Below are 24,145 nucleotides of genomic sequence, written 5' to 3' on the forward strand. Positions count from 1 at the left end.
ACTTAGGCTGGCTTGGTTCTTTTATACTTTTTGTTACGAAACTGCTGCAAAATATTTTGCTTTAGACAACAGCTCCATCGGTATCGTCTTTTTCTTTAACTGGCTTGATCAAGTCTTCACGCTTCACACCCAGCCACATGGCGATTGCCGCCGCCACGAATACAGAAGAATAAATACCGAACAAAATACCAATCGTCAGAGCAATCGCGAAGCCATGCAAAGTCGGGCCACCGAAGAACAACATCGACAACACCATCATCTGCGTACAACCGTGCGTAATCACGGTACGAGAAATCGTACTGGTGATCGCGTTATCGATGACTTCAGTGACGGTCGCTTTACGCAGCTTCAAGAAGTTCTCACGAATACGATCAAAAATAACCACGGATTCATTGACTGAGTAACCCAAGACCGCTAATACCGCCGCGAGTACCGCCAAATCAAATTCCCATTCAAAGAAAGCGAAGAAGCCGAGAATAATCACCACGTCATGCAAGTTCGCAACAATCGCAGACACCGCATACTTCCATTCAAAGCGTATCGCCAGATAAGCCATCACGCCGACGATCACGAATAACAAAGCCATCAGGCCGTCATGTGCCAATTCATCACCGACTTGTGCTCCGACCAAAGCTGTACGCTGCAATTTTACATCAGGGTGATCGGCTCTCAAGGCATTCAATACGCGCTCATTTTGCGCCGTAATCATCGCATTGAGTTCTTTTTCACTTGGCTTAGCCGCACCCTCGGCAACTTTAGGCAAAGGCAAGCGAATTACAACATCTTGCGCTTTACCAAATGCCTGCACTACAACTTCATTCAAACCCAAAGCTTGAATTGTGGTGCGTATTTTATTGTTATCAGCAGCTTGGCTGTAACTGACTTCCATTGAAGTGCCGCCAGTAAATTCCACCGACAAATGCAAACTTTTCGTCACAAGAAAATAAACAGCCGCGACGAAGGTTAAAGCGGAGATGACATTAAAAATCAGCGCATTGCGCATGAAAGGTATGTCACGTTTAATACGGAATAATTCCATGATAAATTCCTAAATCTTTTCTGTAATTGACTAAGTGCTGGTATTCAGAATGATCACTCAGCAGGTTTCCAAATCTGGCCAATCGAAACAGAAGCCAATTTTTTCTTACGTCCGTACCAAAGATTGACCACACCGCGAGACACAAATACCGCAGAGAAAATCGAAGTCAAAATACCCAGACAATGCACAATCGCGAAGGCTTTAATTGGACCGGAGCCAAACACCAACAAGGCCAGGCCAACGATCAAAGTCGTCACGTTGGAATCGAGAATCGTCGCCCAAGCGCGGTCGAAACCTTGCAAAATCGCATTCTGCGGTGAATTTCCACCGCGCAGTTCTTCACGAATACGTTCATTGATCAAGACGTTGGCGTCAATCGCCATACCCAGTGCCAAGGCAATCGCTGCCATACCCGGCAAGGTCAAAGTCGCTTGCATCACCGACAAAATGCCAACCAGCAACAACAAGTTAACCGCCAAGGCAAACACGCTGAAGAAACCAAAAATCATGTAGTAGATAATCATGAACACAGCGATCGCGGCAAAACCGTACATCGTAGAATGAATACCTTTAGTGATGTTTTCTGCACCGAGTTGCGCACCGATTGTGCGTTCTTCGATAATTTCCATCGGTGCTGCTAAAGCACCAGCGCGTAACAGCAAAGCCAGTTCATTTGCATCGTTAGTTGAACGCATACCCGTGGTCTGGAAAGTTTTACCCAACACATCTTGTATCGTCGCCACTTGCAACAACTCGCCTTTACCCTTCTCAAACAAAACAAAGGCCATGCGCTTGCCCACGTTAGTGCGCGTCGCGTCAGTCATACGACGTCCACCATCACTGTTTAAGTCTAAAGTAACTGCAGGCTGTTGATTTTTGTCGAAACTCGCTTGTGCGCCGGTGATCGAATCACCCGTGACAATCGGCTCTTTGTACAAAATTGCTGGGCCACCACGACCCACTTTAAACATCTCAGATCCAAAAGGAACAGCGGTATTTTCATCAACAGGACCAATTACACTCTCATCAACCAGACGTACTTCTAAAGTAGCCGTGCGACCGATAATTTTTTTGGCACCTGCCACATCCTGTACACCAGGCAATTGGACGACAATACGATCCGCACCTTGCTGTTGAATGATAGGTTCTGCAACACCAATTTCGTTGACCCGTTTGGAGAGCGCCGCGATATTTTGCTTCACGCCTTCATTCATCAAATTCGTCAGCGCTTCTGGTTTGATCGTGACTTTCATAGTCAAATCGGTATTCTCGGGCGTAGCAACGCTGTCAAACAAATTCACATCACTCAACTGACGTGTAATGACTTCACGTGCCTTAGTACGTGTCTCCGCATCACGGAATTTAATCGTGACCGAAGATGCATCGCGCGAAATACCTGCGTGACGTACTTCTTTGTCTTTTAAAGTGCTGCGGATACTAGATTGGAGAGCGTTCACACGATTAGTCAATACCGCGGAAGTATCGACCTTCATCAAGAAATGCACACCACCGCGCAAATCCAAACCTAAATACATAGGGAAAGCGCGCAGCTTTTGCATCCACTCTGGGGTGTTCGGCAATAAATTCAAAGCGACGGTATACACAGGATCAGTAGGGTCTGCGTTTAAACCTTTTTCCAAAGCAGCTTTCGCTTTGAACTGCACGTCTGTATTTACAAAGCGCGCACGGATAGAGCCCTGTATGCCATTGTAATCATACGAGAAACCAGTTGAGCTGACGCCTGCTTCTTTCAATATTTGTTCAACCCGCGCGATCATGCTGTTATCCACTTTCACAGTGGCCTTGGCACTATTAATTTGCACAGCGGGCGAATCACCGAAGAAATTCGGTGCAGTATACAAAGCACCAAAGACCAGAGCGATCAATATGATGATGTACTTCCAGAGAGGATAACGATTCATAGCGAGAGTCTAATTAAGAACAGCATAGTAAGAACAACACAGGAACAACATAAATCTAATAAACCAAAATAACGAAGGGGCAAACTTTGCATTTGCCCCTTGTGTTACACAAGTAGATATTATTTCAGTGTGCCTTTTGGTAACAGTGTCGTCACTGCACTTTTTTGGATTTGAATATCCACACCATTGCTCACTTCAACAGAGACGAAGGTATCAGAGACTTTCGTCACTTTACCCGCGATACCACCAGCAGTGATTACCTCATCGCCTTTTGCTAACGCGTCTAGCATCGTTTTTTGTTCTTTTTGGCGTTTCATTTGTGGACGGATCATGACGAAATACAAAACCACAAACATCAAAATGATAGGCAAGAAGCTCATCAAAGAGGTATCTTGCGCCGCGCCAGCAGCTTGAGCATAAGCATTAGAAATAAACACGATAGAACTCCATTTAATAATTTTTTTAAAACAAATCAGTCACTTGCACGCATCTTGGGGCAATGTTGAAGATTTAAAGCCCTACAACACTTTTGTCAAAATGATCAGCATTTTCATGCTAGGCAACAAAGCGCAACATTCTAGCATTAGGCAGGCGCACAAACGACAAATCAATGCGTAGAGAATGCTGGTTTAGATGAATATGAAGATAAAACCACCGAAACTCGCTGATTTGTATCATATGAGCAAATTACAAACAAATTAACACCCTATTTTTCGACCAAAGTTCATATTTTAATTAATTAATAAACAACTAATTGATCTAGGACTTACGCAAAACTGATGCTGGCTTCCTTGCCATCCCTTGCAGTGCTCGATAAAGGTGGAAGCCGTACTGGCATCAAGAATAAATGGGTGAGGGTGCGCCGTGCGCACCGAGGCAGCAACCTATGTGTGTGGTGCGCGCGGCGCGCCCTACGCAACGAAGCTCTAGGCAATGCAAGTTTGTGTAAGTCCTATAGTTTCATCAACAGAAGAAGCATGCGTAAATCCGATACTGCTCAGTTTATTTCCTACGCCCGGCATTCAACTCTACCAGCCCCGACTTTGCAGCATCCCGGATTTCAGCAACCTCAGATTGTCGCGCTATTTGGTAGGCTTTACGCAGACTACGTTTTGTCACATCGATGACTTTCAAAGTATCAATTAAATTGAAGTAATAAACTGCATCATTCCACATTGAGAATTCTTTCAATAATCTCGGTGCTGAAATGGCAGCTCGTGATCCCATTTGCTTTAACCACCATGTCTTTTCATCAGAAAATCCTGGGACAGAAAAGAAAATTTCAATACATCGCTGATCGTCATTTTTCAATTTACGCAGGCGGGCAATCAATTCTCTATTTTGCACGTCACGCTTATCTTGAAATGCAAGCGACATTAAGGCTAAGCTCACACGGTGGCTATACTCAGGCTTCTTAAAAAGTAGCTGGAAGGCGGTTTTTCTTTGGTCGTCATAAGGCGACTTTTCGGCGATCAGCAATAAGGTTTCGGCATTATTGATAGTCTCGACTTTAATACGAGTCAGAGCTGACTTAGCATCCCGATTTTTATCTGACGCATCGAGAGTTGCAGCGATCACGCGATGATCTTTTGGCGCAATCGCCAACATCACACGAAAAATTTCCCAAGGGGGCGATGTCGTCACGTTATCTAGACTACCTAGCAAAACAGGTATAGCATCTTGAGCGCTAACTCCCATTCCTTTCAAGGTACGAGCTAAAGAAAAATCTTCGTTGGAATTTGTTCTTCCATACGCTACATATCGCTTCGCCAAGATTTTTGCCGTACTAGAAAAAACGCTCGCATCTAGATCGGAGTCTTTACTCGCTGCATTGATTCGACTCTGAAGCTGATTAGAAAACTTTCTGATGTCATCTAAATTTGACGAATCTCCATCAACTGACTTTCCCGTCAAACTCAACAGTTGACTGAAGACACGTTCAGCGCTCGCCGAGTCCAAATCCTTAATTTGACTAGCGGTGTGTACCAGAGCATCAGCTAAACAGAATCGTCGTTCGTCGTTGCCATTGGGCGTATTAGTAATAGGAACGCGATGAAGTAAAGTCAGTATCTGCACAGGATCAACATCTCTGAATGGACCTGCCGTTAAATCACACACGGCTGCAGTGATTTGTGGAGCGGCGTTTTCGGCCAGTACACGTTCCAAAAGTGGTGCGCCATAACAAATGTTATCGGCGGCGCCAAGAAAATTAATTTCTATAGGTGCTGATGTTAAGAGGGTATCGCCCATTTCCAACAAAGCGGTATATCCACGCAAACTTATTGTTCTCGGAGTAGCATGCGCTCTGGCGCTACAAAGTGCGTGAGCGAATACTTTACTACTTCCATTTCTGGTTTGAAGAAAACCATCAATATGCTGAACAATAGCTTGATTCAGAAGCGATAAATCTGAAGCTGATGCTACCGTCCGCAGGGGTGCTGCTGGCACGGATAACTCGGATTGTGTCGTCAATTCTTCCGAGCGAAAATACATAAATTTACGATACGGGGCAAAGGCTTGGGGCAAATGAAATTCAATTTCCTTTTGAAAAATAGGATGTGGACGTATGCCATCACCACATGCACTACTCAGGCCAAATCCGTCTCCGCGCCAGCTTAAAGTTGGTACAAGATCCGATTCTAAAGTCAGTCTATCTGCCGCTGATAGCAATAAAGGAGCATCTATCTCCACTTCTGCTTCAGTATTATTTGATGACATATGGCTTTGATGAACTTCATCTATGAATTTAAATTTATAGCGCTTTCCTTCGTTAAATCCCAAGACTGGCTCAATTCGAAAAAGCCCGTTTTCCCGCTGGAATTCTATGGAAACATCCCGAATTTTTCCTTGATCCAAGAACTTTGCGATATCGTCCCCATTCGCTATGCGCATTTCAGGTGCGGCACATGTTTCTGATTGCGACCCTAGATTGCGCGTATCAAAGCATGCTTTTAATTCAGGGTCGGCTATATAAAAATATTTGTCGTCAGATTTATTATTTGACGGCAATTCAACTTTTTTAATCACCACGGAGATTGGGGTAAGGCGATCAGATTCAGAAACAGCGAATTGCTTAGCACTCAGCGGTACTGGCAGCTTATTCACTATGCGCGCATTTCCGATATGAGCTACTTCAGCCGCTTCCCAACGAAATAGAACGCCACGCGCATTTGCAGGCAGATGATGTGAGCTTTGAAATCCTCTGGTGTCATAAAAAACCACACTGCAGGCAAGTGCATTAGATGAGGAAAAAGTTGCAAAGCCCAAAGAAACGACGCAAATCACTTTGAAACCAAATTTCCAAATTATTTTTTTCTGTGAATTCATATCGTTAAATAGGTTAACGTTAAAAACGCTTACACGATAAAGTGCATGTAATTTTTTATCAATACTATTCGATATTTAATCCGGATTTACTACTTAACAACTAGAGTATGTTGTAATTTGAGGCAAAAAAAAGCCCGCATGTTCGCGGGCTTTTTCAAGGTATTTTACTAATTTTCCAAATCAAATTTATTTCACACCCCACGCGATCGATCGGCCTTGAATTGCGCGACGAATTCTGGGAAGCGATCTTCATCCAAAGACAAGCGAATCTGACGGAACAAGTCGAGGTAGTAATGTAAATTGTGGATGGTGTTTAAACGCGCACCCAGGATTTCGCCAGTGCGGTGTAAATGATGCAAGTAAGCGCGGGAGAAGTTTTTGCAGGCGTAGCAGGTGCAAGTTTCATCCAACGGCGCTTTGTCTTCTTTGTAGCGGGCGTTTTTAATTTTGACGTCACCGAAGCGGGTGAAAATCCAACCATTACGGGCATTCCGTGTCGGCATCACGCAGTCGAACATATCGATGCCGTTGGCGACGCCAGCGACCAAATCTTCTGGTGTGCCGACGCCCATTAAATAATGCGGTTTGTTTTCTGGCAGTTTTGGGCCTACGTGCGAGAGAATGCGTAACATGTCTTCTTTTGGTTCGCCGACTGATAAGCCACCGATAGCGATACCATCAAATCCCATTTCATTCAAAGCTGCCAAGGATTCATCACGCAGGTTTTCGAACATGCCGCCTTGTACGATGCCGAACAAGGCATTTGGATTTTCGCCGCCTTTGAATTCGTTCATCGAGCGTTGCGCCCAGCGTAAAGACATGCGCATGGATTTACCCGCTTCTTCGCTAGTGGCTGGACGTCCATCGATTTCATACGGTGTGCATTCATCAAATTGCATGACGATGTCTGAATTCAAAGCACGTTGAATTTGCATAGAAATTTCTGGCGACAGGAACAAGCGCTCACCGCTAATCGGTGACGCAAATTTCACGCCTTCTTCGGTAATCTTACGCATCGCGCCGAGTGAGAAAACCTGGAATCCACCCGAGTCGGTCAGGATAGGTTTGTCCCATCCCATGAAATCATGCAAGCCGCCAAATTTATTAATGACATCCAAACCCGGACGCAGCCACAGGTGGAAGGTATTGCCCAAAATAATGTGAGCATCGATTTCTTTCAGTTCGAGTGGCGACATCGCTTTCACTGAACCATAAGTGCCAACTGGCATAAAAATAGGTGTTTCGATCACACCATGATCGACGGTGATACGACCACGACGCGCGGCTGTGGTTTTGTCTTTTTTGAGTAGTTGAAATTGCAGCATAGGATTTACCGACCTAAATAAAAATGGGAACTAAGAAAATTAAAAGCTTAACCGCAGAGGCGCGGAGATAGCAGAGTTTTTTTGTTTTATTTTTCTCTACTTCGTTTTGTTACACTGTACACACCTAGAAATTCAATGTCAGGGATGCAGTACAAGGCGCCAAGCACAGCAATACGTCGGTATTGCGAGCATTGGCAACGCCGTAATGCGCCCTGAGATTGGATTTATTGGTGTGTACCAGAGCGATTCGTGAGCAACATCGCATCCCCATAACTGAAGAAACGATACTTCTGCGCGATTGCATGCGCATAGGCTTCACGTATCGCATCGTAACCTGCAAACGCTGAGACCAGCATCATTAATGTTGATTTTGGCAGGTGGAAATTCGTTACTAAGCGATCCACGGTTTTAAAACGATAGCCGGGTGTAATAAATAAACGCGTATCGTCACTGCCTGCCAAAAGCTCACCAGTTTGTGAGGCGGATTCTATGGCGCGCATGCTGGTGGTGCCAACGCAGATCACATTCTTGCCTGCGGCTTTAGTCGCACGCACTGCCGCGACGGTCTCTTCAGGTACGGTGTACCACTCGCTGTGCATGTCGTGCTTGCTTAAATCTTCGGTACGCACTGGTTGGAACGTACCCGCGCCGACGTGCAAGGTAACGAAGGCCAGTTGTATGCCTTTGGCTTTACATTTTTCCAAAAGCGCTTCATCAAAATGCAAACCCGCGGTGGGTGCAGCGACCGCACCTGGGACACGTGAGTACACTGTCTGATAGCGATGCTCATCGAAATCATCCGCTTCATGATTAATGTAGGGTGGTAGCGGCAAGCGGCCATATTTCTCGATGAGTTCAAACACATCACCGGGGAAATGTAGGGTAAAAAATTCACCTGCACGTTCACCGACGGTGACATCAAACGCATCGGCTAAACGAATTTTACTACCAGCCAACGGCGACTTGGAGGCGCGCAATTGCACATGCACAATGTGTTCATCCGCCGTGTTCTTGATGACACGCTCGACTAGCATTTCGACCTTGCCACCAGTTTCTTTGGCACCGAAAAAACGTGCTTTCAAAACACGGGTATCGTTAAATACCAACAAGTCGCCGGTATCGAGTTGATCCACAATGTCAGAAAATTGACGGTCAACGATGCCTGTATCGCTCACGTGCAAGAGACGCGACGCGGTACGATCAGGCAAAGCAGTTTGCGCGATCAGCTCGGGTGGGAGTTCAAAATCAAAATCACTGAGTGAGTACATATTTACACCAAAATTAAAACTTCTTTGCCACAGGGGCGCTGAGCACGCAGCGCATTTCTAGACCATGTTATTGGAATCTACACAAGTTGGAGCGCCACTGAAAGTCCCCTCCCTTTCAAGGGGAGGGCTAGGGTGGGGATGGGTATAGTGACGCAACCAGCGGTTTCTATAGCAAGGCTAAAACCCATCCCCATCCCAGCCTTCCCCATTTCGTAAAACTTCGGGGAAGGAGTATTTCATCGCACTCCGACTTGTGTGGATACCTATGCCTTGAAGGAAAAGAGTCAAGTCACGAAGAACTCGCCCCACAATTAAAATTAACATTACTGTATAAAAAACCAGTAAAATCACGCGAATTAGCTTTCACGCATAACTTTTCCGACCAACCCGCCATTTTACCCTATGTCAGCAAGCGCACCTACTCAGCCTGCCAGCAAGAAGAAAGCCGCGCCTGCAAAACCTGTACGCCTGGATGAAAAATTCGCCAAGCTAGGCCTGCGCTCAGACATGGATTTCGCCCTGCATTTACCGATGCGCTATGAAGATGAAACCGAAGTGGTGTCTATGCGCGATGCGGGTTTTCGCGGTGGTAGTTCGGTACAAGTCGAAGGCGAAGTCACTGAATGCGATATTCAATACCGTCCACGCCGGCAATTAGTCGTCACGATTAGCGACAATACAGGACAAGTCGTCTTACGTTTTTTGAATTTTTACGGCAGTCAGATCAAGCAGATGGCAGTCGGCATGCGAGTCAGGGCGCGTGGTGAACTGCGTCATGGCTTTTTTGGCGCCGAAATGGTGCATCCGACGTATAAGATGGTGAATGAGGGTGCAGCACTGCCGACTTCATTGACACCGGTGTATCACGCAGGCGATGGTGTCTCACAAACCATGCTGCGCAAAGCGATTAGCAGTGCGCTCAATAAAGTGCGTTGGTATGACACGCTCTCCCCTACGCTACTGCAAGAACTGGGCTTACAGGATTTTGAATCAGCGGTGAAGTTACTGCACAACCCACCACCTGATGTCGATCAATATGCGCTGTTAGAACACGAACATCCGGCGTGGGAGCGCATGAAATTTGATGAACTGTTGGCGCAACAACTCTCACTCAAGCGTGCCCAAGCATCGCGTCGGTCGCAAGGCGCGACGGCACTGCCGACTGTAGGCGCATTGACACACGCATTCTTAGCGACCTTACCGTTCAATCTGACAAGCGCACAAGAACGCGTATTGGAAGAAATTCGCACCGATCTCAAGCAAGCCTTTCCTATGCAAAGATTATTGCAAGGTGATGTCGGCAGCGGCAAAACCATCGTCGCAGCACTCGCAGCAACACAGGCGATTGATAGTGGCTATCAAGCAGCATTGATGGCACCGACGGAGATTTTGGCGGAACAGCACTTTCGTAAAGTCGCGGGCTGGTTAGAACCTTTGGGCGTAAAAACGGCGTGGCTGACTGGTAGCCTGAAGAAGAAAGAAAAGGAAAAAGCGCAAGCGCTGATTTCTTCAGGCGAAGCGCAACTCGTGATCGGCACCCATGCTTTAATTCAAGATGCGGTGCAATTTTCCAAACTCGGTTTAGTCATCGTCGATGAACAACATCGCTTTGGTGTCGCGCAAAGACTCACGCTACGGAATAAAGCGGAAGCAGGCAAAATTCCGCATCAACTCATGATGTCAGCAACACCGATTCCCCGCACTTTGGCGATGACGTATTACGCCGATCTGGAAGTTTCTGTGATCGATGAATTGCCACCAGGACGCACGCCTATCGTCACGCGCGTAGTCGACCAAAATCGCCGCGATGAAGTAATAGAGCGGGTACACGCCGCCGCGCAAGAAGGCAAGCAAGTGTATTGGGTATGCCCGTTAATCGAAGAATCCGAAGCGCTACAATTACAAACCGCGACCGACACCCACGCGATGCTAAGCGCAGCGCTGCCCGATTGTCGTGTTGGTTTGGTCCATGGCAAACTCAAGCCCGCCGAAAAACAAATCGTGATGGATGCCTTCACTCGCAATGAAGTGCAAGTCTTAGTCGCCACCACGGTGATTGAAGTCGGCGTCGATGTGCCGAATGCGAGTTTGATGGTGATCGAACACGCCGAACGCTTTGGTCTCTCACAACTGCATCAATTGCGCGGGCGGGTTGGTCGCGGCGCCGCTGCCAGTGTATGTCTATTGCTGTATCAAGGCCCACTTGGACATACCGCAAAACAACGATTGCTCACTATGCGCGAAAGCACCGATGGCTTTGAAATTGCGCGTAAAGATTTAGAACTGCGTGGCCCCGGTGAATTTTTAGGGGCACGGCAATCAGGCGAGGCTTTACTACGTTTTGCCAATCTGGAGAAAGACCAATATCTGGTTGAAAAAGCGCGCAATCTGGCGGTGCAATTACTGGCACATGATTTGCCTACGGTCGAAGCGCACTTGCAGCGTTGGATGGGGCAAAAGGAAGAGTTCTTACGCGTCTAAGGTTCTTGCTGTTTCGACGCTGATCGCGGCGCTCCTTGTACGACAATATTCATACCGATCAAAAAATCCTTCAAATCCATCAGCCGATTGATCGACAATTCCGTCAGTGCATGGCCAGCAAACAAGAGCTGAGTGCCGTCCATCAAGAAAATATCTTCATACAAAATCATACCCGGGCGTAATTCCTGCAAAGGAATATCGTAAGCACTCCATTGCAGATTTTTTTCTTCAGTTCTCAAATCGCGTGGATTAGAAGCTAAATTTAACACCGCGTTACTCGCCAAGCTAGCCGCGAAATCGGTGGCAGGACGACGCTCTGTTGTTTCATTTGAATTCATCTCCACACTGGTCTGATTCGCCAAAACTCTAAACTCAGTGCCAACAGCTTCATAGGCAAAAGGGTGATGTAAATGCAGCTTTTCTGACATGGCTTTTTCTATTTTTTTCTGCACCTGACTCGATGTAAAAGGTTTGGTCAAGAAACCATTAATATCGAGCGCCAGTGCCGCGCCTAAAATTTCGGTTTGCGAAAATGCGGTGATCACAATGACTCTGGTTTCACGTTTCGCCAATGTGCGCCCTGCTCGGAGCAATTTGATGAATTTCAAACCATTCATTTCTGGCATATTGACATCGGTGATAATCAAATCAAAGCTATGCAACTCAAATAATTGCATCGCAATGATAGGGCTATCCGCTTCCACGACGTCGGTAAAGCCCAAATCTTGCAACACACCAATGATGAGCTCACGCATGTAAGCATCGTCGTCAACCACCAGAATGTGATTTTGACTATCGTCCGGAGTCGGCACATTTACCACTTCTAACTGACTGATATAGTTTTGAGTAAAATCCAAAAACATCGCTTGTGACATCGGCTTAGCGATAAAATAGCCCTGCACTGTATCCGCCCCCATCATCTTCAGCGTATCCCAATCTTGTTGCGTTTCTGCGCCCTCCGCAACACTCTTGATCCCTAACTTATGCGCCAAATCGATACTGGACTTCACTACGATGCTCATCTCTGGATTGTCGGTGCAATCTTTAACAAAACATTGGTCGATCTTCAGTTCACTAAATGGAATACGCGTGAGCTGCTGCAAACTGGAATAACCAGTTCCATAGTCATCAATCGAGAGCGCGAATCCATTCATGGACAGACGCGCCAGATTTTCTAAAGCAATCGCGACTTCGGTCATGACCGCTGATTCGGTCACTTCTAAAACGATGCAATCAGCGTCGATACCAGCGTTATTAACGATCTCAACAATTTTTTCTGCCAGCCCCGCTTTGTCCAAGGAACTCAAGGATAGATTAACTGAAATAGTTAAAGGGTGACCTTGTGCTAACAAGGTTTTACATGCGCGCGCAGATTTTTCCAATATCAGGAAAGTCAACGCATCAATATCACCGCTGTGTTCTAGTAAGGGAATAAAAGCATATGGGCTAATCACCCCATGCACGGGATGTATCCACCGCGCCAAAGCTTCAGCACCAACCAGACGCCCAGTGCGCAAATCAATTTTTGGTTGGAAGAAAGGTTCAAATTGCGCCAGCTCTATTCCTTCTCTAATTTCGGCAATCGAAAACGTTATGGCGTCATGCGGTTGTTGCCACTTACTGACCAACAAATCATGCCGATTTAAAAGTTCTTTTAGACGTTCCAGCGTAATCGGTTTTTCAATTGTGCCGAGTAATTTAATACCGTGCATTCTGGTCATACGCCCAACCGATGTTAACAATTTACTGTCTAACGCACTCGCAATAATAATCGCAACGTCATAGCCTTCTTGCCCTAAATGTCGCAAAAATTCCATGCCATCCATTTCGGGCATTTGTAAATCACAAATCGTGACATTGACAGGTTTCGCGGCCGATTGACGTATGAGATCCAGCGCCACTTTTCCATTAGCCGATTCAGAAACCGTGGTCGCACCTAGCGAGCGCAACATGCTTAAGAGCGTGCGGCGCTGAAAAGTATCGTCTTCAACGACTAAGATATGCAGGTCATGAATGTTCATCTGACACCCCACTTTCTTTGAGTGCGCCACAGCTAAGTGCATCAAGATAATCGACGAATTGTGTATAGGTCTGCTCTAAGTCTTTACATGCTTGCTGCACAGCGACGATATCAACTTGCTTAGCGGCATTTTCCAAGGCAAGACAAGCCCCCGCTAAAGGTTCTGCCCCCACCATACGACTCGATCCTTTCATGCGATGTGCACTACTTTGGATTGCATGAAAATCTGCCGCTTGCTGCAAGCGAGGAAGCTCAGCACAGTCTACCCGCATATAGTCACAAAAGTCTTGCAATACTTGTAGATGTTCAGCACGATCAGGCACCACCTGAGAAAATTTAGCGAAATCAATAATTGGTTGCGCACCGACATCCGCGTCAGTTGTATTCGTAATACTACTATTTAAAGTGAGTGCATTTGTCGCTGAAACAGCAGGCGAACGCTGCGATGCTGGCGTGTACAAATACTTCTCTAAAGCTTTTTTAAGCTGCAATAAATTATTTGGCTTGACCAATAATTCATCCATACCGGCATCCATGCAGATTTTGTACTCATCACCCAGAGCATTCGCAGTCCAGGCAATGATGAGTGTTTTTGCCCCCGCACGCGCTGCCTCCAGTTCGCGTATAGCCTTGGTCAAGGCGTATCCATCCATTTCTGGCATATGACAATCCGTAATCAACAATGCGAAGCGCCCCGTCTGCCACAATGCCAAAGCCTTGCGTCCATCTTCGGCGGTTTCCACCTGCAATCCCAACAAAGCCAACTGCCGCGCTAAGAGATTGCGATTGACTGGATGATCATCAACCGCCAATACGACAGGCGCTAATTCCTTATGCGTATACAGCGGCGTGACCGTCCTTTGCTCTAACTCATGGTGCATGCTTTGCAGCGCAACCTCTGGCAAGGCAGTGACGGGTAAATCGACAATGAGGCTAAAAGTCGCTCCTTGTCCGAGTTCACTTTCTAGTGCAATTTCACCTTCCATCAGATGCGCTAGGGTACGACAAATGGCCAGCCCCAGACCTGTGCCGCCATACATCCTTGCGGTACCTGATCCACCTTGCTGATAGCGTTGAAATAAATGCTCCTGCACATCTTTGGAAATACCAATTCCCGTATCGCGCACAGAAAAACGAATGCGTTGCGCATCAGGCAATTGTGCGATTAATTCTGCCCGTACTACGACTTCTCCATGCGGAGTAAATTTGATCGCATTACTCACAAAATTGTTCAAAATTTGCGATAGTCGCAGCGGGTCAACTAAATGCGCTGCCGCTATCTGACTATCCGTCGTTTGGCGCAAAACCAGGGTTTTCAAACTGGCCACGCGTGAATAGGTATTCACGACATCTTGCAATAACTGCGGGATCGAACTGGCTTGCGCAGTCAACTGCAATTTACCTTCTTGAATTTTTGACCAATCAAGGATGTCATTCACAATGCGCAATAAAGCGCGCGCAGAACTCCAGGCAGAATTTAAGGTCGTCAATTGCTCTGCCTCTAAATGTGACATAGAGAGTAGTTCCAACATACCCAACATACCCGTCAAAGGCGTGCGTATTTCATGACTCATCGTAGCGAGGAACGAATCCTTAGTGCGATTGGCTAACTCGGCTTGCTCTTTGGCCGCCAACAAAGCATCTTGATCGCGCTGCCTGTCAGTAATATCTTTGAAGATCACACCGACCCGATGACTATCATCGCCATCTATCTTGGACGCAAAAATGTCGAAATGGCGTTGAATCGCCTCGACGGGATTTTGCACTCGTATTGACTCCCCAGTCTTTACTACGTTTTCAAAAATATCAAACCAAACCACATCGTGATCTGGCACTAATTCTAAAATAGTTTTATGTAAGGCGTTTTGCAAACCGGTTTGTTTTTCAAACTCTTTATTAATTTCGATAAAACGATAATCGACCACTTTTTGACGCTCATCGTAAATCATCTCTAATACGCAAAAGCCTTCATCCATGGTGTCAAATAACATGCGATAGCGCTCTTCGCTTGCACGCAACTCTATCTCGGCTTTTTTACTGACACTGATATCGCGCACGATGCCGGTAAAAAATCGTTCGCCATTCAAAACCATTTCACTGACACCTAAATCAAGGGCGATTTCAGTACCATCTTTACGGCGCCCCGTGACTTCAAGATGCTTACCTAAAATGTGCGGATCGCCGGTATTTCGATAACGCAACAAATAATCGTCGTGCAAAGTATGATGTGGCTCCGGCATCAACATACTAAGATTCTGACCTATCACTTCATGTGCGGAATAGGCGAATAAACGCTCGGCAGCAGGATTAAAGCTTTCCACCACACCGAATTGATTCATCGTGATCACGCCATCAACGACCGAGCTTAATAAGGTTTGCATACGCACCGAACTATCTCGCAATTGCGCTTCAATTTGTTGTCGGTTACGAATTTCTCTACGCACACCAAAAAACAAAATCGCAAAAATAAATATCAATAGCACCAGCGTCGATAACAATAAGATCAAGGTCAGCAAACGATTTTCAGACAAGGCAAGCTCGCCCTGTGAGACACGCTTTGTCGCCAACTCTGACACATTGTCTATCATGCCGCGGATACCCGACATCACTCGTATACCATCGTCGTTTATGTCTCGTTGTGGCTGTGCACGACTTGGTGGATTAAGCTGCGCAAGCTGTGTTTGTAAAGAGGTTAGGCGCTGACTCATCAAGCTACGCAAATTGAGAAAAGCTTGGCGATATTCCGGATCATCAATCGTGTCCGGCAAACGCCTTTGTAACTGCGCAGAAAACACTGTAGCCAGGCGTTGAAACTCGTCTTTATAAACGGGATTAGCTGTAATTAAATAGTGTCGTTGTAGCGCTTCGATATCTGCCATCGTGCCGTATAACTGCCCTAACTCTACGCGCATACGCTGGATGTGGTTTAGCTGTTGCATAGAATTCGCTAATTTTGCCGAGGTACGATAAGCATAGCCACCAACGATCACTAACAATACAAATGCACTGAGAAAAGCCAGCAGGATTTTTTTCTCAACCAGGCTGTTTTCCACCTCGGTTTGCTCTCCCCGCAAACTACTATACAAAATACTAGCTCCCAGCATTACGAAAGCGATGGCGGTATTAATTGCTAACGGTGGCAAAATTCTATCAGTGACCAATTCGCTGGCATTCCATACATAACCGAGCACAGAAATCGCACCAATAAATACGATAGACAAGGACAACAAAACCGTCACGAGACGCCAAATCCGCCAAGACATCAACAGTATAGATATCCCTATACACATGAAACCCAATGCAGTCAGAGGCGCCATACGGCCATGTGTGCCCCACAATGTGTCGACCGTATCACGAAATAACAACTCATCAATTCCGAGCTCCCAGCCAAACAGGTGTTGACCCAAGGTCGCTGAACCGATCAACAGGGTCAAACCGGCCAATACTTGCGCTACGATACGCCGCACGACAGCTTGCGATATGGAATGGTGCTTAGGGAGCATGGGGTGCATGGAGAGCGTAGAGAGTAAGAACAGGGCGCTTGCTGAAGTTACTAAGCCCAACGCAGTATTTGCTTTCATCGCAATCGCACCAGGCAGCAGGCTTTTCAAGATTGGAATTGAAAAAATCCAACCGATAAGTGCCAGCAGTCCCAATAGGGCTGGCAATGCAACAGCAAGTGTATTGATATCACGCCAGCGTCCCAACTGATAGATCGCCCAAATGCTTTCGGGTGAACTGGATTTTTGCTCAAATTTCCCGCTTGTATACGTCATCGTAATTCCTATCGAAATTAACTGATTTGTCAGCGATCAAATGCCTATACCTTAGCCAAAAGGACTTCATTCAAAACATAAGCGATAACATCTAATAAAGATACATTTTCTTTATGACGCCTCTAAAAATCCAAACTTTGTTGTGCTGGGTAATTGCGAGAAAGATTTTCTCGCGCTTAGCACGACTGAACATTTTAATTTTTTAGAAACACTATTTGAGGCCTCTGCACAACCGTCACGAGCGGTCGAAGTTTGAATCGAGAAGCACACCTGCGCTAGAGCAATGCATCCATCGTAGATTCAAACTTCGGCCGCGTAGTAGGTCGTATAGAGATTTCCCTTTAGTAAATACAACAGCCAACATCACCTGCTCAACGCCGCCAACAATTTTTTACATGTAAATACGCAGCACAAGCCAGTCTGCTTACACGTATTTTTTACAATAGAGCCAGCAAACTAAAACTAGACTGCGATATTCAGACCTAAGTCCGATAAAATAATCTAAATGAAGAAAGAAACGTGCCAGCTTATCCAAGAGGAGTCTGCACAACCATAACAAGCAGCCGAAGTTTGGATCGAGAAGTGCATCGGTGTTGTAGTCGAACCACTGCTGTAGTAGAACCACTGCTGTAGTCGAACCACTTCGTTAGGCAATTTGATCCCTCATTCTTATTTAATAACAAACAAAGGAGAACCCATGAGCTTAGATTTTTCAGGTCGCGTTGCTATTGTCACTGGTGCTGGCGGCGGTCTTGGTCGCGAACACGCATTAGCGCTCGCTAAGCGCGGAGCAAAAGTGGTCGTCAATGATTTAGGTGGCGCACGCGATGGCTCTGGCGGATCTGCTAGTGCAGCACAAGCCGTGGTCGATGAAATCATCGCCGCGGGCGGTGAAGCAATGGCGAACAGTGCCTCAGTGACTGACTTTGCGGCAGTGCAGTCTATGGTACAAGAGACCATGGATAAATGGGGTCGCATCGACATCATGATTAATAACGCTGGCATTTTGCGTGATAAGTCATTTGGCAAAATGGAGCTTGAAGATTTTCGTCTGGTGATAGAAGTGCATCTGATGGGTAGCGTGAATTGCTGTAAAGCGGTGTGGCCTATTATGACCGCACAAAATTATGGTCGCATTATGATGACCACATCGTCGTCTGGACTGTACGGCAATTTTGGACAATCGAACTACAGCGCCGCAAAGCTGGGTTTAGTCGGCTTAATGCAGACCCTCTCCATCGAAGGTGCTAAACACGATATCCGCGTCAATGCCTTGGCGCCAACAGCAGCAACCCGTATGACCAATGGCCTCTATCCAGAAGCGATGCTCAATGCGATACAGGCTAGTGATGTGGTTCCCGCCATGTTAGTGTTAGCCGCGCAAGATGCACCAAACCGCACGATTTTATGTGCTGGCGCGGGAAGTTTCGAGGCAGCGCACATTAGTTTGACACAAGGCCTATTCTTGGGACGTGGTGATGATATTGACGAACAATTATTAGCACGCTTGCAGGAAGTAAAAAACACCGAAGCGCAAAGCATTCCTGAAAACGGCATGGCACAAGGGCATCAAGAAATTATGGCGGCGATGGGTGCCCATAAAGACTAAGCCTTACAACACAGCGGGCAGGTACCGCCAAAGGCGCTGTACCTGACTTGCGTAGATATTAAAACCAAACCTCTCAACACAGTGCCTCTGTGTTCAGGGGTTTTGATTGAATTTCTATTTTGCTAGTGCCTATGGGTGCTAAACCGCCGCAAGATAACTGCACAGAAAAATCCGTCAAAAGCCCAATTTTCTAATAGAATTCGCGTTTATTGAATGCTTTTTCATGGAATTAAATTGGAACTACTGAACATCGATTGTCTGGGAAGACCTCTCAGATTAGAAGGCTCTTTAGCTGGCTGGCAGCAATTATTTTGGGATAATAATTTAGTTGCGCAAAAAAATGCGAGTGCCGAGAACGAAGGTATGTATGCGCATGAGTTTGAAATTCGTGTACAAGCCCTCCCCGCCGCTGAACAAATTTCGGCTGATAGCAAGCAAGCAAGACCAGCGCAAGCCATGAGTGAGCAAGAGCCAGCCAAGGTCTTCATGATCCGCCTCGAAAGCAATTTACGCTGGCAACCATTTTCACTGAACTACCGTTTACTCGTGAACGAACAAGTCGTCAGTGAAGGTGAACGAAACACCAAAGACATAGAACGTCAGGTGCCGACTGTGCAGACTGAAGTGCCGCAGAAATTCAATCTACTCAGCATAGGCTCGCTCGCCTTTAAATTACTGAAGAGCGCAAAAATCATCAAAGTGCTATTCGGGCTGGCTAGTCTTGCTGCCTACTCTTGGTTGTTTTCATTTCAATTTGCGGTCGCTTTGATTGCCTGCCTGATGGTGCATGAATATGGTCATATCCGTGCGATGCACTACTTCGGCATGAAAACAAAAGGGATTTACATTATTCCATTTATGGGTGGTTTGGCACTGACCGAGGACAAAATCAACACGCGTTGGCAAGACGTCACGATTTCTATCATGGGGCCGATTTTTGGCCTATGCTTGTCACTGTTACTAATGCTGGCATACTGGATAACAGGCAATGTATTTTTTGCCGGTCTGGCAAATTTTAATGCCTTAATTAATCTGATTAACTTGTTACCGATCTTGCCACTCGATGGCGGACATATTTTGAAGAGCGTAGGCTTTTCTATCAATGGTAAGTTTGGTCTGGCGGCGCTGATTCTAGGCTCTGTCATCGGCATCGTCGGCAGCTATACTTTGGGCTTAAGTTTCTTGGCTTTTTTTATGTTGATAGGCAGCATAGAAATCGTCATGGAATGGAAAATGCGGCATCAAAGCGCATTATTACCACTGGACCGTTATGGTCAGATTTTCTCAACGATTTGGTATTTGCTCACCGTCGGCGCATTAGTCGCGATCATGTGGTATTTCTCCCATAGCGGCGACCCTGCATTGTCGGCACCGATGGAAATTTTACGTAGCTAAATAATTGCAACTAAACAATCGCAGCTAAATTACACGAAGCCAATGAAGTCGGCAACGCACAATAGTCACATCATTCAACTGAGGAAATCGCTATGCAAAGTATGAAAAAAAACTTCGCCCTTGCCACGCTTTTTCTTTGTTGCATAATGTCTGCACTAGCTTATCCTCAAGCAATCACAACTGGCAGTAAGGCAAGGATTGATCTGCAACTGCTGCGTTGGATGACTGGCAATTGGCAAGCCAACAGTGCCAAGCAAAACATCGACGAACACTGGTCTTTGCAAGGTGATTCTCTGCTCGGCATTTCTCGTACGCTGGAGGGTAATAACAGCAAAGCGTTTGAATTATTACTGATAGAAGCACAAGGCGAGGATCTGATTGTGCGCTTACATTTTTTTGGCCCGGCAATTGACAAAGCCACACGTGGCAAAGACGAACCCCTACGCCTGAAGGTAATACAGGCCGATGCGCAGCAATTGATTTGCGAAGGTATCGGTAATGAAGTCGGTACCACACTGAGTTACACCAAACTCAGCGCTGAGCGCATGCAAGCGCAAATACGCAAAGTGCGGGATGGAAATATCGTTTGGCAGGAAGACTATGCATTTCAACGCGCCAGCCAACCTTAATCTGCTTTAGCCGAACACAACCAGATCCAAACTGAGCTAAAACTAAGTCAAACTCAAAAAAATTAAGAAAAAAAGAGCGCGGGATATTTTCTATCCCGCGCTCTTTTTTTAGCCTTACAACAATTATCCTAAGCTACTTCTTATCGTCCACGACTTTCTCTGCCGCCTTCGCTGGCACAAACTGCCCCATCACATCCCGCTTACCGCGTTCTAAATACGGCACAGGTTTATCCATCCACTCCGGACGTGGTTTGTTCAACAGATAGTGATCAAAAAATTCGCCCATGTGTACCGTAAAGTGTTTGATATTGTCACGATCGCGCAGGCCATGTTTCTCGCCATTGTAGTTAAACCAATAGGCTTCTTTATTCAAACGGCGCATCGCCGAAAAGAATTCAATCGCCTGATACCAAGGCACCGCATCATCATCGTCGTTATGCACGGTCAGGAACGGTGTTTTCACTTTATCGACAGAAAATATCGGAGAATTTTCCACGTATTTTGCGGTGCTATCCCAAGGTGTTCCGCCGATACGGCTTTGCTGTTTCTCATATTGAAATGCGCGACTCATCCCCGTACCCCAACGAATCCCGCCATAGCCGCTGATCATATTCGCCATCGATGCACCGGCTTCCGCTGCACGGAAAATATTCGTGCGGGTAATCATGTAACTAATCTGATAAGCACCCCAACTATGTCCCTGAATCCCGACACGTTGCGGATCAACATAGCCTTTCGCGATCACCTGCTGTACTGCTGGCACGACAGTACTTAAAGCACTTTGTCCAGGATAACCTGTTTTGTACACAATATCGGGACGCAATACGATATAACCATTGCTGACGTAACGCGTCACGTTAATATTTTGCCCCGGTGCTGGTGGCACAAAACGATGCATATTGTCTGTCATCTTTTCGTAGATGTAGACCATCATCGGATACTTCTTTTTAGGATCAAAATTCTCTGGCTTCGCGACCAAGGCTTTGAGCTTCTTACCATCGGCACTGGTGTAATCAATCATCTCTTGCGTGCCCCAGTTGTATTGCGCCTGCTGAGGATTGGCATAGCTGATCTTCTGTGCATTCGCAAAGCGCAAATCTGCGCTCCATAAATCTGGGAACTCAGTGAAAGTTTGTTGGGTAAATAAAGTCGTATCGCTATCTTTTGCTTTGATCAATCCAGAAATTAATTTGTCTGCATGAATTAAACGCTTAGGCTCGCTCACGGTCTGCGTCGAAGGAACTTGAGGATCGAGGCTGTAATAACCAGTCGATTGATTGACATCATGGGTCGCTGCTAAGATCCATGGCTGATCGACTGGCAAAGCCTTGGTCAACGGTGACTGGCGTGGATCGCCTAAATGCACGTAGCGCAGTTCCAATAAATTCTTACGACCGAATCCAGCTGTCAGATTGCGATACGCTTTACTTTGCAGATTCACTTCCCACAAATCAAATTGATCGTACAAAACCACGCTCGCATCGTCGGCGCTCCAACCCGCTACACCAAAGGCATTTTTGGGTTCTGGTGTATCGCGTTGCTGATCTTCAAAATGCGTTTTGATTTGCGCAGTTAAGTTACTTTTCTTACCGTCAGCAATAGCGTAAGCCCACCATGCGCTTTTCTCAGCGTCGAAATTGATGATGTACTTACCTGCAGGTGAAAACTGCGGCATGAATCGTGTTTTTTCTATCAGTAATTTCGCCTGGCCGTTTTGCATATCAATCGCATACGCGTCGTAATGCAGGCTATCCCAAGACATCGCCTGGCGGTAAGGCAAGCTACTGATACCCATCGCAAACTGCGCGTTATCGTTCAGCATCACTTGCGGAATCAGCTTATTCGCCAACTGCACAAATTTTCCTTCTGCTAAATGCACGACTGCACGGTACGATTTTTGTTTATCGCGCTCGGCATTGACCTTTTGCATCGCCTGCAATTCAGGGTCTTTCCAATGCCAGAGATCGACCTTCATAGGCTCGGGTGCGTTCTTAGGCGTTACTTTTGGAATTTCTGCTGTGCTTAGGAACAAGCGCTGACCGTCTTTACTAAAACTCAAATCCGCATGCTCACTTGGCGCCCATTCTTTCGTCATGCCATTTGATTCTGTATTGACTAATAAGCGTGCGGCGACGTCACCAGCACGCCAGTAAAACAGGCTGTATATCATCGCATCGCCGGCATCTTTACTATCCTTTTTCTTCGCGACGTCATCGCGATTACTGAGGACCGCCAATTGCTTGCCTTGCTCATCGAAACTCAAATGCTTGTAACTACCTGCACCTTGCAGAACCGCTTTGGATTCGGCAGTTTCAGTAGACCATAAATACACACCCTCACTTGCTGCCGAGGCTGATTTCGTATCAGGTTTAGCAGCGTCTTTACTTTCTTGCGCGACTTCTTTTTGTAAGTCCTTCGATGCTTCTTTAGCTGCGTCCTTAGTTGCGTCCTTGATAGCTTCTTTCACCGATACGGTATAAGCCAATAAGTTACCTTGCTTATTCCAAAGGATATCGGCCACGTCTTTCATCGAGGTTTTTTTATTACCAGCCAGATCCCAGATAATCAATTCTGTACCCGGTTCTTTTTTCTTGGCTGCACCTGCGGCCCCCATTGCTCCTGCCATCGCCTGTTGATCTTCGTCATCTGACAAATCATTAGCATCCGCATCGGCTTTGGCAGACTCGTCTTTCTTGCTATCTTTTTTCAAGTCTTTCGCTGGCTCTGAAAGTACCGCCAGTAAACTACCGCCTTCTTCCGCGAAACTAAACTTTTTTACTCTTTCGATTTTTTCCAGATTGCCAGTCGCCAAATCGATCACACCGACACCCGCCTTAGGTGCATCCTCTGGTTTGACTTTCGCTTTCTTGGCTTTCTCTAATTCTGCCCGCGTCGGTGCGATGGCGAATGCCAAATATTTTCCATCAAAACTAAACACCGGCGCATTACCACGCTCGGCTCGCCACTCGCGGCCATCGCGTAAATTTTTCACGACAATTTCGCCATCCGATTCTTGACCAAGCAAGGCGTAAGCCGCCCACAGGCCATCTCGACTCAATACAGCATTTTGTATACTGCGCCAGTTCGCGTAGACGTCATGTGTAATTAATTTTTTTGTCGTTTGCACAGCACTCGTTGTTTCTTTCGTACTGTTCACTTGCGCCATCGCAGTTTGCGGCACGCTTACCGCATGCAGTCCAAGCACTAATACCAAGGCAGTGACGGGTCGTAACAAACTTGTGGCATTAAAGCCGAGTGCAGATTGAACAGATTGCTGTGTGATTTTTTTCATTATTCTTCATCCTTAATTTTTGCTGTTATTGTTGATGCTATTTTTAGGGGGAAATGGATCGT

Annotated in this window: 13 protein-coding genes; 4 read left to right on the forward strand and 9 right to left on the reverse strand. The window is 46.4% G+C overall.

All coding sequences use genetic code 11. From position 1 onward, the window contains the following. Positions 1 to 61: 61 nt before the first annotated feature. From secF to queA, 6 genes are all read right to left on the reverse strand, one after another. Positions 62 to 1,039, reverse strand: a complete 978-nt coding sequence (gene secF, locus H8K55_RS03015; RefSeq protein WP_186940538.1) for a protein translocase subunit SecF — start codon at positions 1,037 to 1,039, stop codon at positions 62 to 64. Between the two features lie 53 nt (positions 1,040 to 1,092). After that, positions 1,093 to 2,961, reverse strand: coding sequence for a protein translocase subunit SecD (secD, locus tag H8K55_RS03020; protein ID WP_186940539.1), 1,869 nt, complete (start codon positions 2,959 to 2,961; stop codon positions 1,093 to 1,095). Between the two features lie 119 nt (positions 2,962 to 3,080). Next, positions 3,081 to 3,401: a preprotein translocase subunit YajC gene (yajC, locus tag H8K55_RS03025; RefSeq protein ID WP_186940655.1), complete on the reverse strand. Its 321-nt coding sequence runs from the start codon at positions 3,399 to 3,401 to the stop codon at positions 3,081 to 3,083. Positions 3,402 to 3,963: 562 nt separating this feature from the next. Then, positions 3,964 to 6,288: a hypothetical protein gene (locus H8K55_RS03030; protein ID WP_186940540.1), complete on the reverse strand. Its 2,325-nt coding sequence runs from the start codon at positions 6,286 to 6,288 to the stop codon at positions 3,964 to 3,966. 191 nt (positions 6,289 to 6,479) lie between these two features. Next, positions 6,480 to 7,613 (reverse strand): tRNA guanosine(34) transglycosylase Tgt, encoded by a 1,134-nt coding sequence (gene tgt / locus H8K55_RS03035; protein ID WP_186940541.1) that lies wholly within the window; start codon positions 7,611 to 7,613, stop codon positions 6,480 to 6,482. A gap of 224 nt (positions 7,614 to 7,837) precedes the next feature. Beyond that, entirely contained in the window at positions 7,838 to 8,881 is a 1,044-nt protein-coding gene (queA, locus tag H8K55_RS03040) for a tRNA preQ1(34) S-adenosylmethionine ribosyltransferase-isomerase QueA (protein ID WP_186940542.1), read from the reverse strand. Between the two features lie 402 nt (positions 8,882 to 9,283). Between queA and recG the strand changes: the two genes are divergently transcribed. Then, entirely contained in the window at positions 9,284 to 11,362 is a 2,079-nt protein-coding gene (recG, locus tag H8K55_RS03045; protein ID WP_186940543.1) for an ATP-dependent DNA helicase RecG, read from the forward strand. On the opposite strand, the gene H8K55_RS03050 is transcribed toward recG, so the two are convergent. Together H8K55_RS03050 and H8K55_RS03055 are read right to left on the reverse strand one after the other, a co-directional pair. Then, positions 11,359 to 13,383, reverse strand: a complete 2,025-nt coding sequence (locus H8K55_RS03050) for an EAL domain-containing protein (protein WP_186940544.1) — start codon at positions 13,381 to 13,383, stop codon at positions 11,359 to 11,361. The genes recG and H8K55_RS03050 overlap by 4 nt on opposite strands. After that, the gene (locus H8K55_RS03055) at positions 13,370 to 17,158 is read right to left on the reverse strand and encodes an ATP-binding protein (protein WP_186940545.1); all 3,789 of its coding nucleotides are present in this window, start codon (positions 17,156 to 17,158) and stop codon (positions 13,370 to 13,372) included. The genes H8K55_RS03050 and H8K55_RS03055 overlap by 14 nt, the downstream gene beginning before the upstream one ends. A 697-nt stretch (positions 17,159 to 17,855) precedes the next feature. Between H8K55_RS03055 and H8K55_RS03060 the strand changes: the two genes are divergently transcribed. The 3 genes from H8K55_RS03060 (at position 17,856) to H8K55_RS03070 (ending at position 20,791) form a co-directional block, all read left to right on the forward strand. Next, positions 17,856 to 18,767, forward strand: a complete 912-nt coding sequence (locus H8K55_RS03060) for an SDR family NAD(P)-dependent oxidoreductase (RefSeq protein ID WP_186940546.1) — start codon at positions 17,856 to 17,858, stop codon at positions 18,765 to 18,767. Between the two features lie 234 nt (positions 18,768 to 19,001). Next, positions 19,002 to 20,162 carry a site-2 protease family protein gene (locus H8K55_RS03065; RefSeq protein WP_186940547.1) on the forward strand — a complete coding sequence of 387 codons (1,161 nt, stop codon included), beginning with the start codon at positions 19,002 to 19,004 and terminating at the stop codon, positions 20,160 to 20,162. 146 nt (positions 20,163 to 20,308) lie between these two features. After that, positions 20,309 to 20,791 (forward strand): DUF6265 family protein, encoded by a 483-nt coding sequence (locus tag H8K55_RS03070; protein WP_186940548.1) that lies wholly within the window; start codon positions 20,309 to 20,311, stop codon positions 20,789 to 20,791. Positions 20,792 to 20,924: 133 nt separating this feature from the next. Here the strand turns inward: H8K55_RS03070 and H8K55_RS03075 are convergent, their stop codons facing one another. Next, positions 20,925 to 24,083 carry a S9 family peptidase gene (locus tag H8K55_RS03075; protein ID WP_186940549.1) on the reverse strand — a complete coding sequence of 1,053 codons (3,159 nt, stop codon included), beginning with the start codon at positions 24,081 to 24,083 and terminating at the stop codon, positions 20,925 to 20,927. Between the last annotated feature and the right edge of the window lie 62 nt (positions 24,084 to 24,145).

The organism is Affinundibacterium flavidum, assembly GCF_014284175.1.
In the GTDB taxonomy this organism is placed as follows: Bacteria; Pseudomonadota; Gammaproteobacteria; order Burkholderiales; family Burkholderiaceae_D; genus Undibacterium; species Undibacterium flavidum.

What these genes read in the sequence shown, in the direction of transcription:
- secF (WP_186940538.1), bottom strand. Translation starts at nt 1,039, where the DNA reads ATGGAATTATTCCGTATTAAACGTGACATACCTTTCATGCGCAATGCG.
- secD (WP_186940539.1), bottom strand. Translation starts at nt 2,961, where the DNA reads ATGAATCGTTATCCTCTCTGGAAGTACATCATCATATTGATCGCTCTG.
- H8K55_RS03030 (WP_186940540.1), bottom strand. Translation starts at nt 6,288, where the DNA reads ATGAATTCACAGAAAAAAATAATTTGGAAATTTGGTTTCAAAGTGATT.
- tgt (WP_186940541.1), bottom strand. Translation starts at nt 7,613, where the DNA reads ATGCTGCAATTTCAACTACTCAAAAAAGACAAAACCACAGCCGCGCGT.
- queA (WP_186940542.1), bottom strand. Translation starts at nt 8,881, where the DNA reads ATGTACTCACTCAGTGATTTTGATTTTGAACTCCCACCCGAGCTGATC.
- recG (WP_186940543.1), top strand. Translation starts at nt 9,284, where the DNA reads ATGTCAGCAAGCGCACCTACTCAGCCTGCCAGCAAGAAGAAAGCCGCG.
- H8K55_RS03050 (WP_186940544.1), bottom strand. Translation starts at nt 13,383, where the DNA reads ATGAACATTCATGACCTGCATATCTTAGTCGTTGAAGACGATACTTTT.
- H8K55_RS03055 (WP_186940545.1), bottom strand. Translation starts at nt 17,158, where the DNA reads ATGACGTATACAAGCGGGAAATTTGAGCAAAAATCCAGTTCACCCGAA.
- H8K55_RS03060 (WP_186940546.1), top strand. Translation starts at nt 17,856, where the DNA reads ATGAGCTTAGATTTTTCAGGTCGCGTTGCTATTGTCACTGGTGCTGGC.
- H8K55_RS03070 (WP_186940548.1), top strand. Translation starts at nt 20,309, where the DNA reads ATGTCTGCACTAGCTTATCCTCAAGCAATCACAACTGGCAGTAAGGCA.
- H8K55_RS03075 (WP_186940549.1), bottom strand. Translation starts at nt 24,083, where the DNA reads ATGAAAAAAATCACACAGCAATCTGTTCAATCTGCACTCGGCTTTAAT.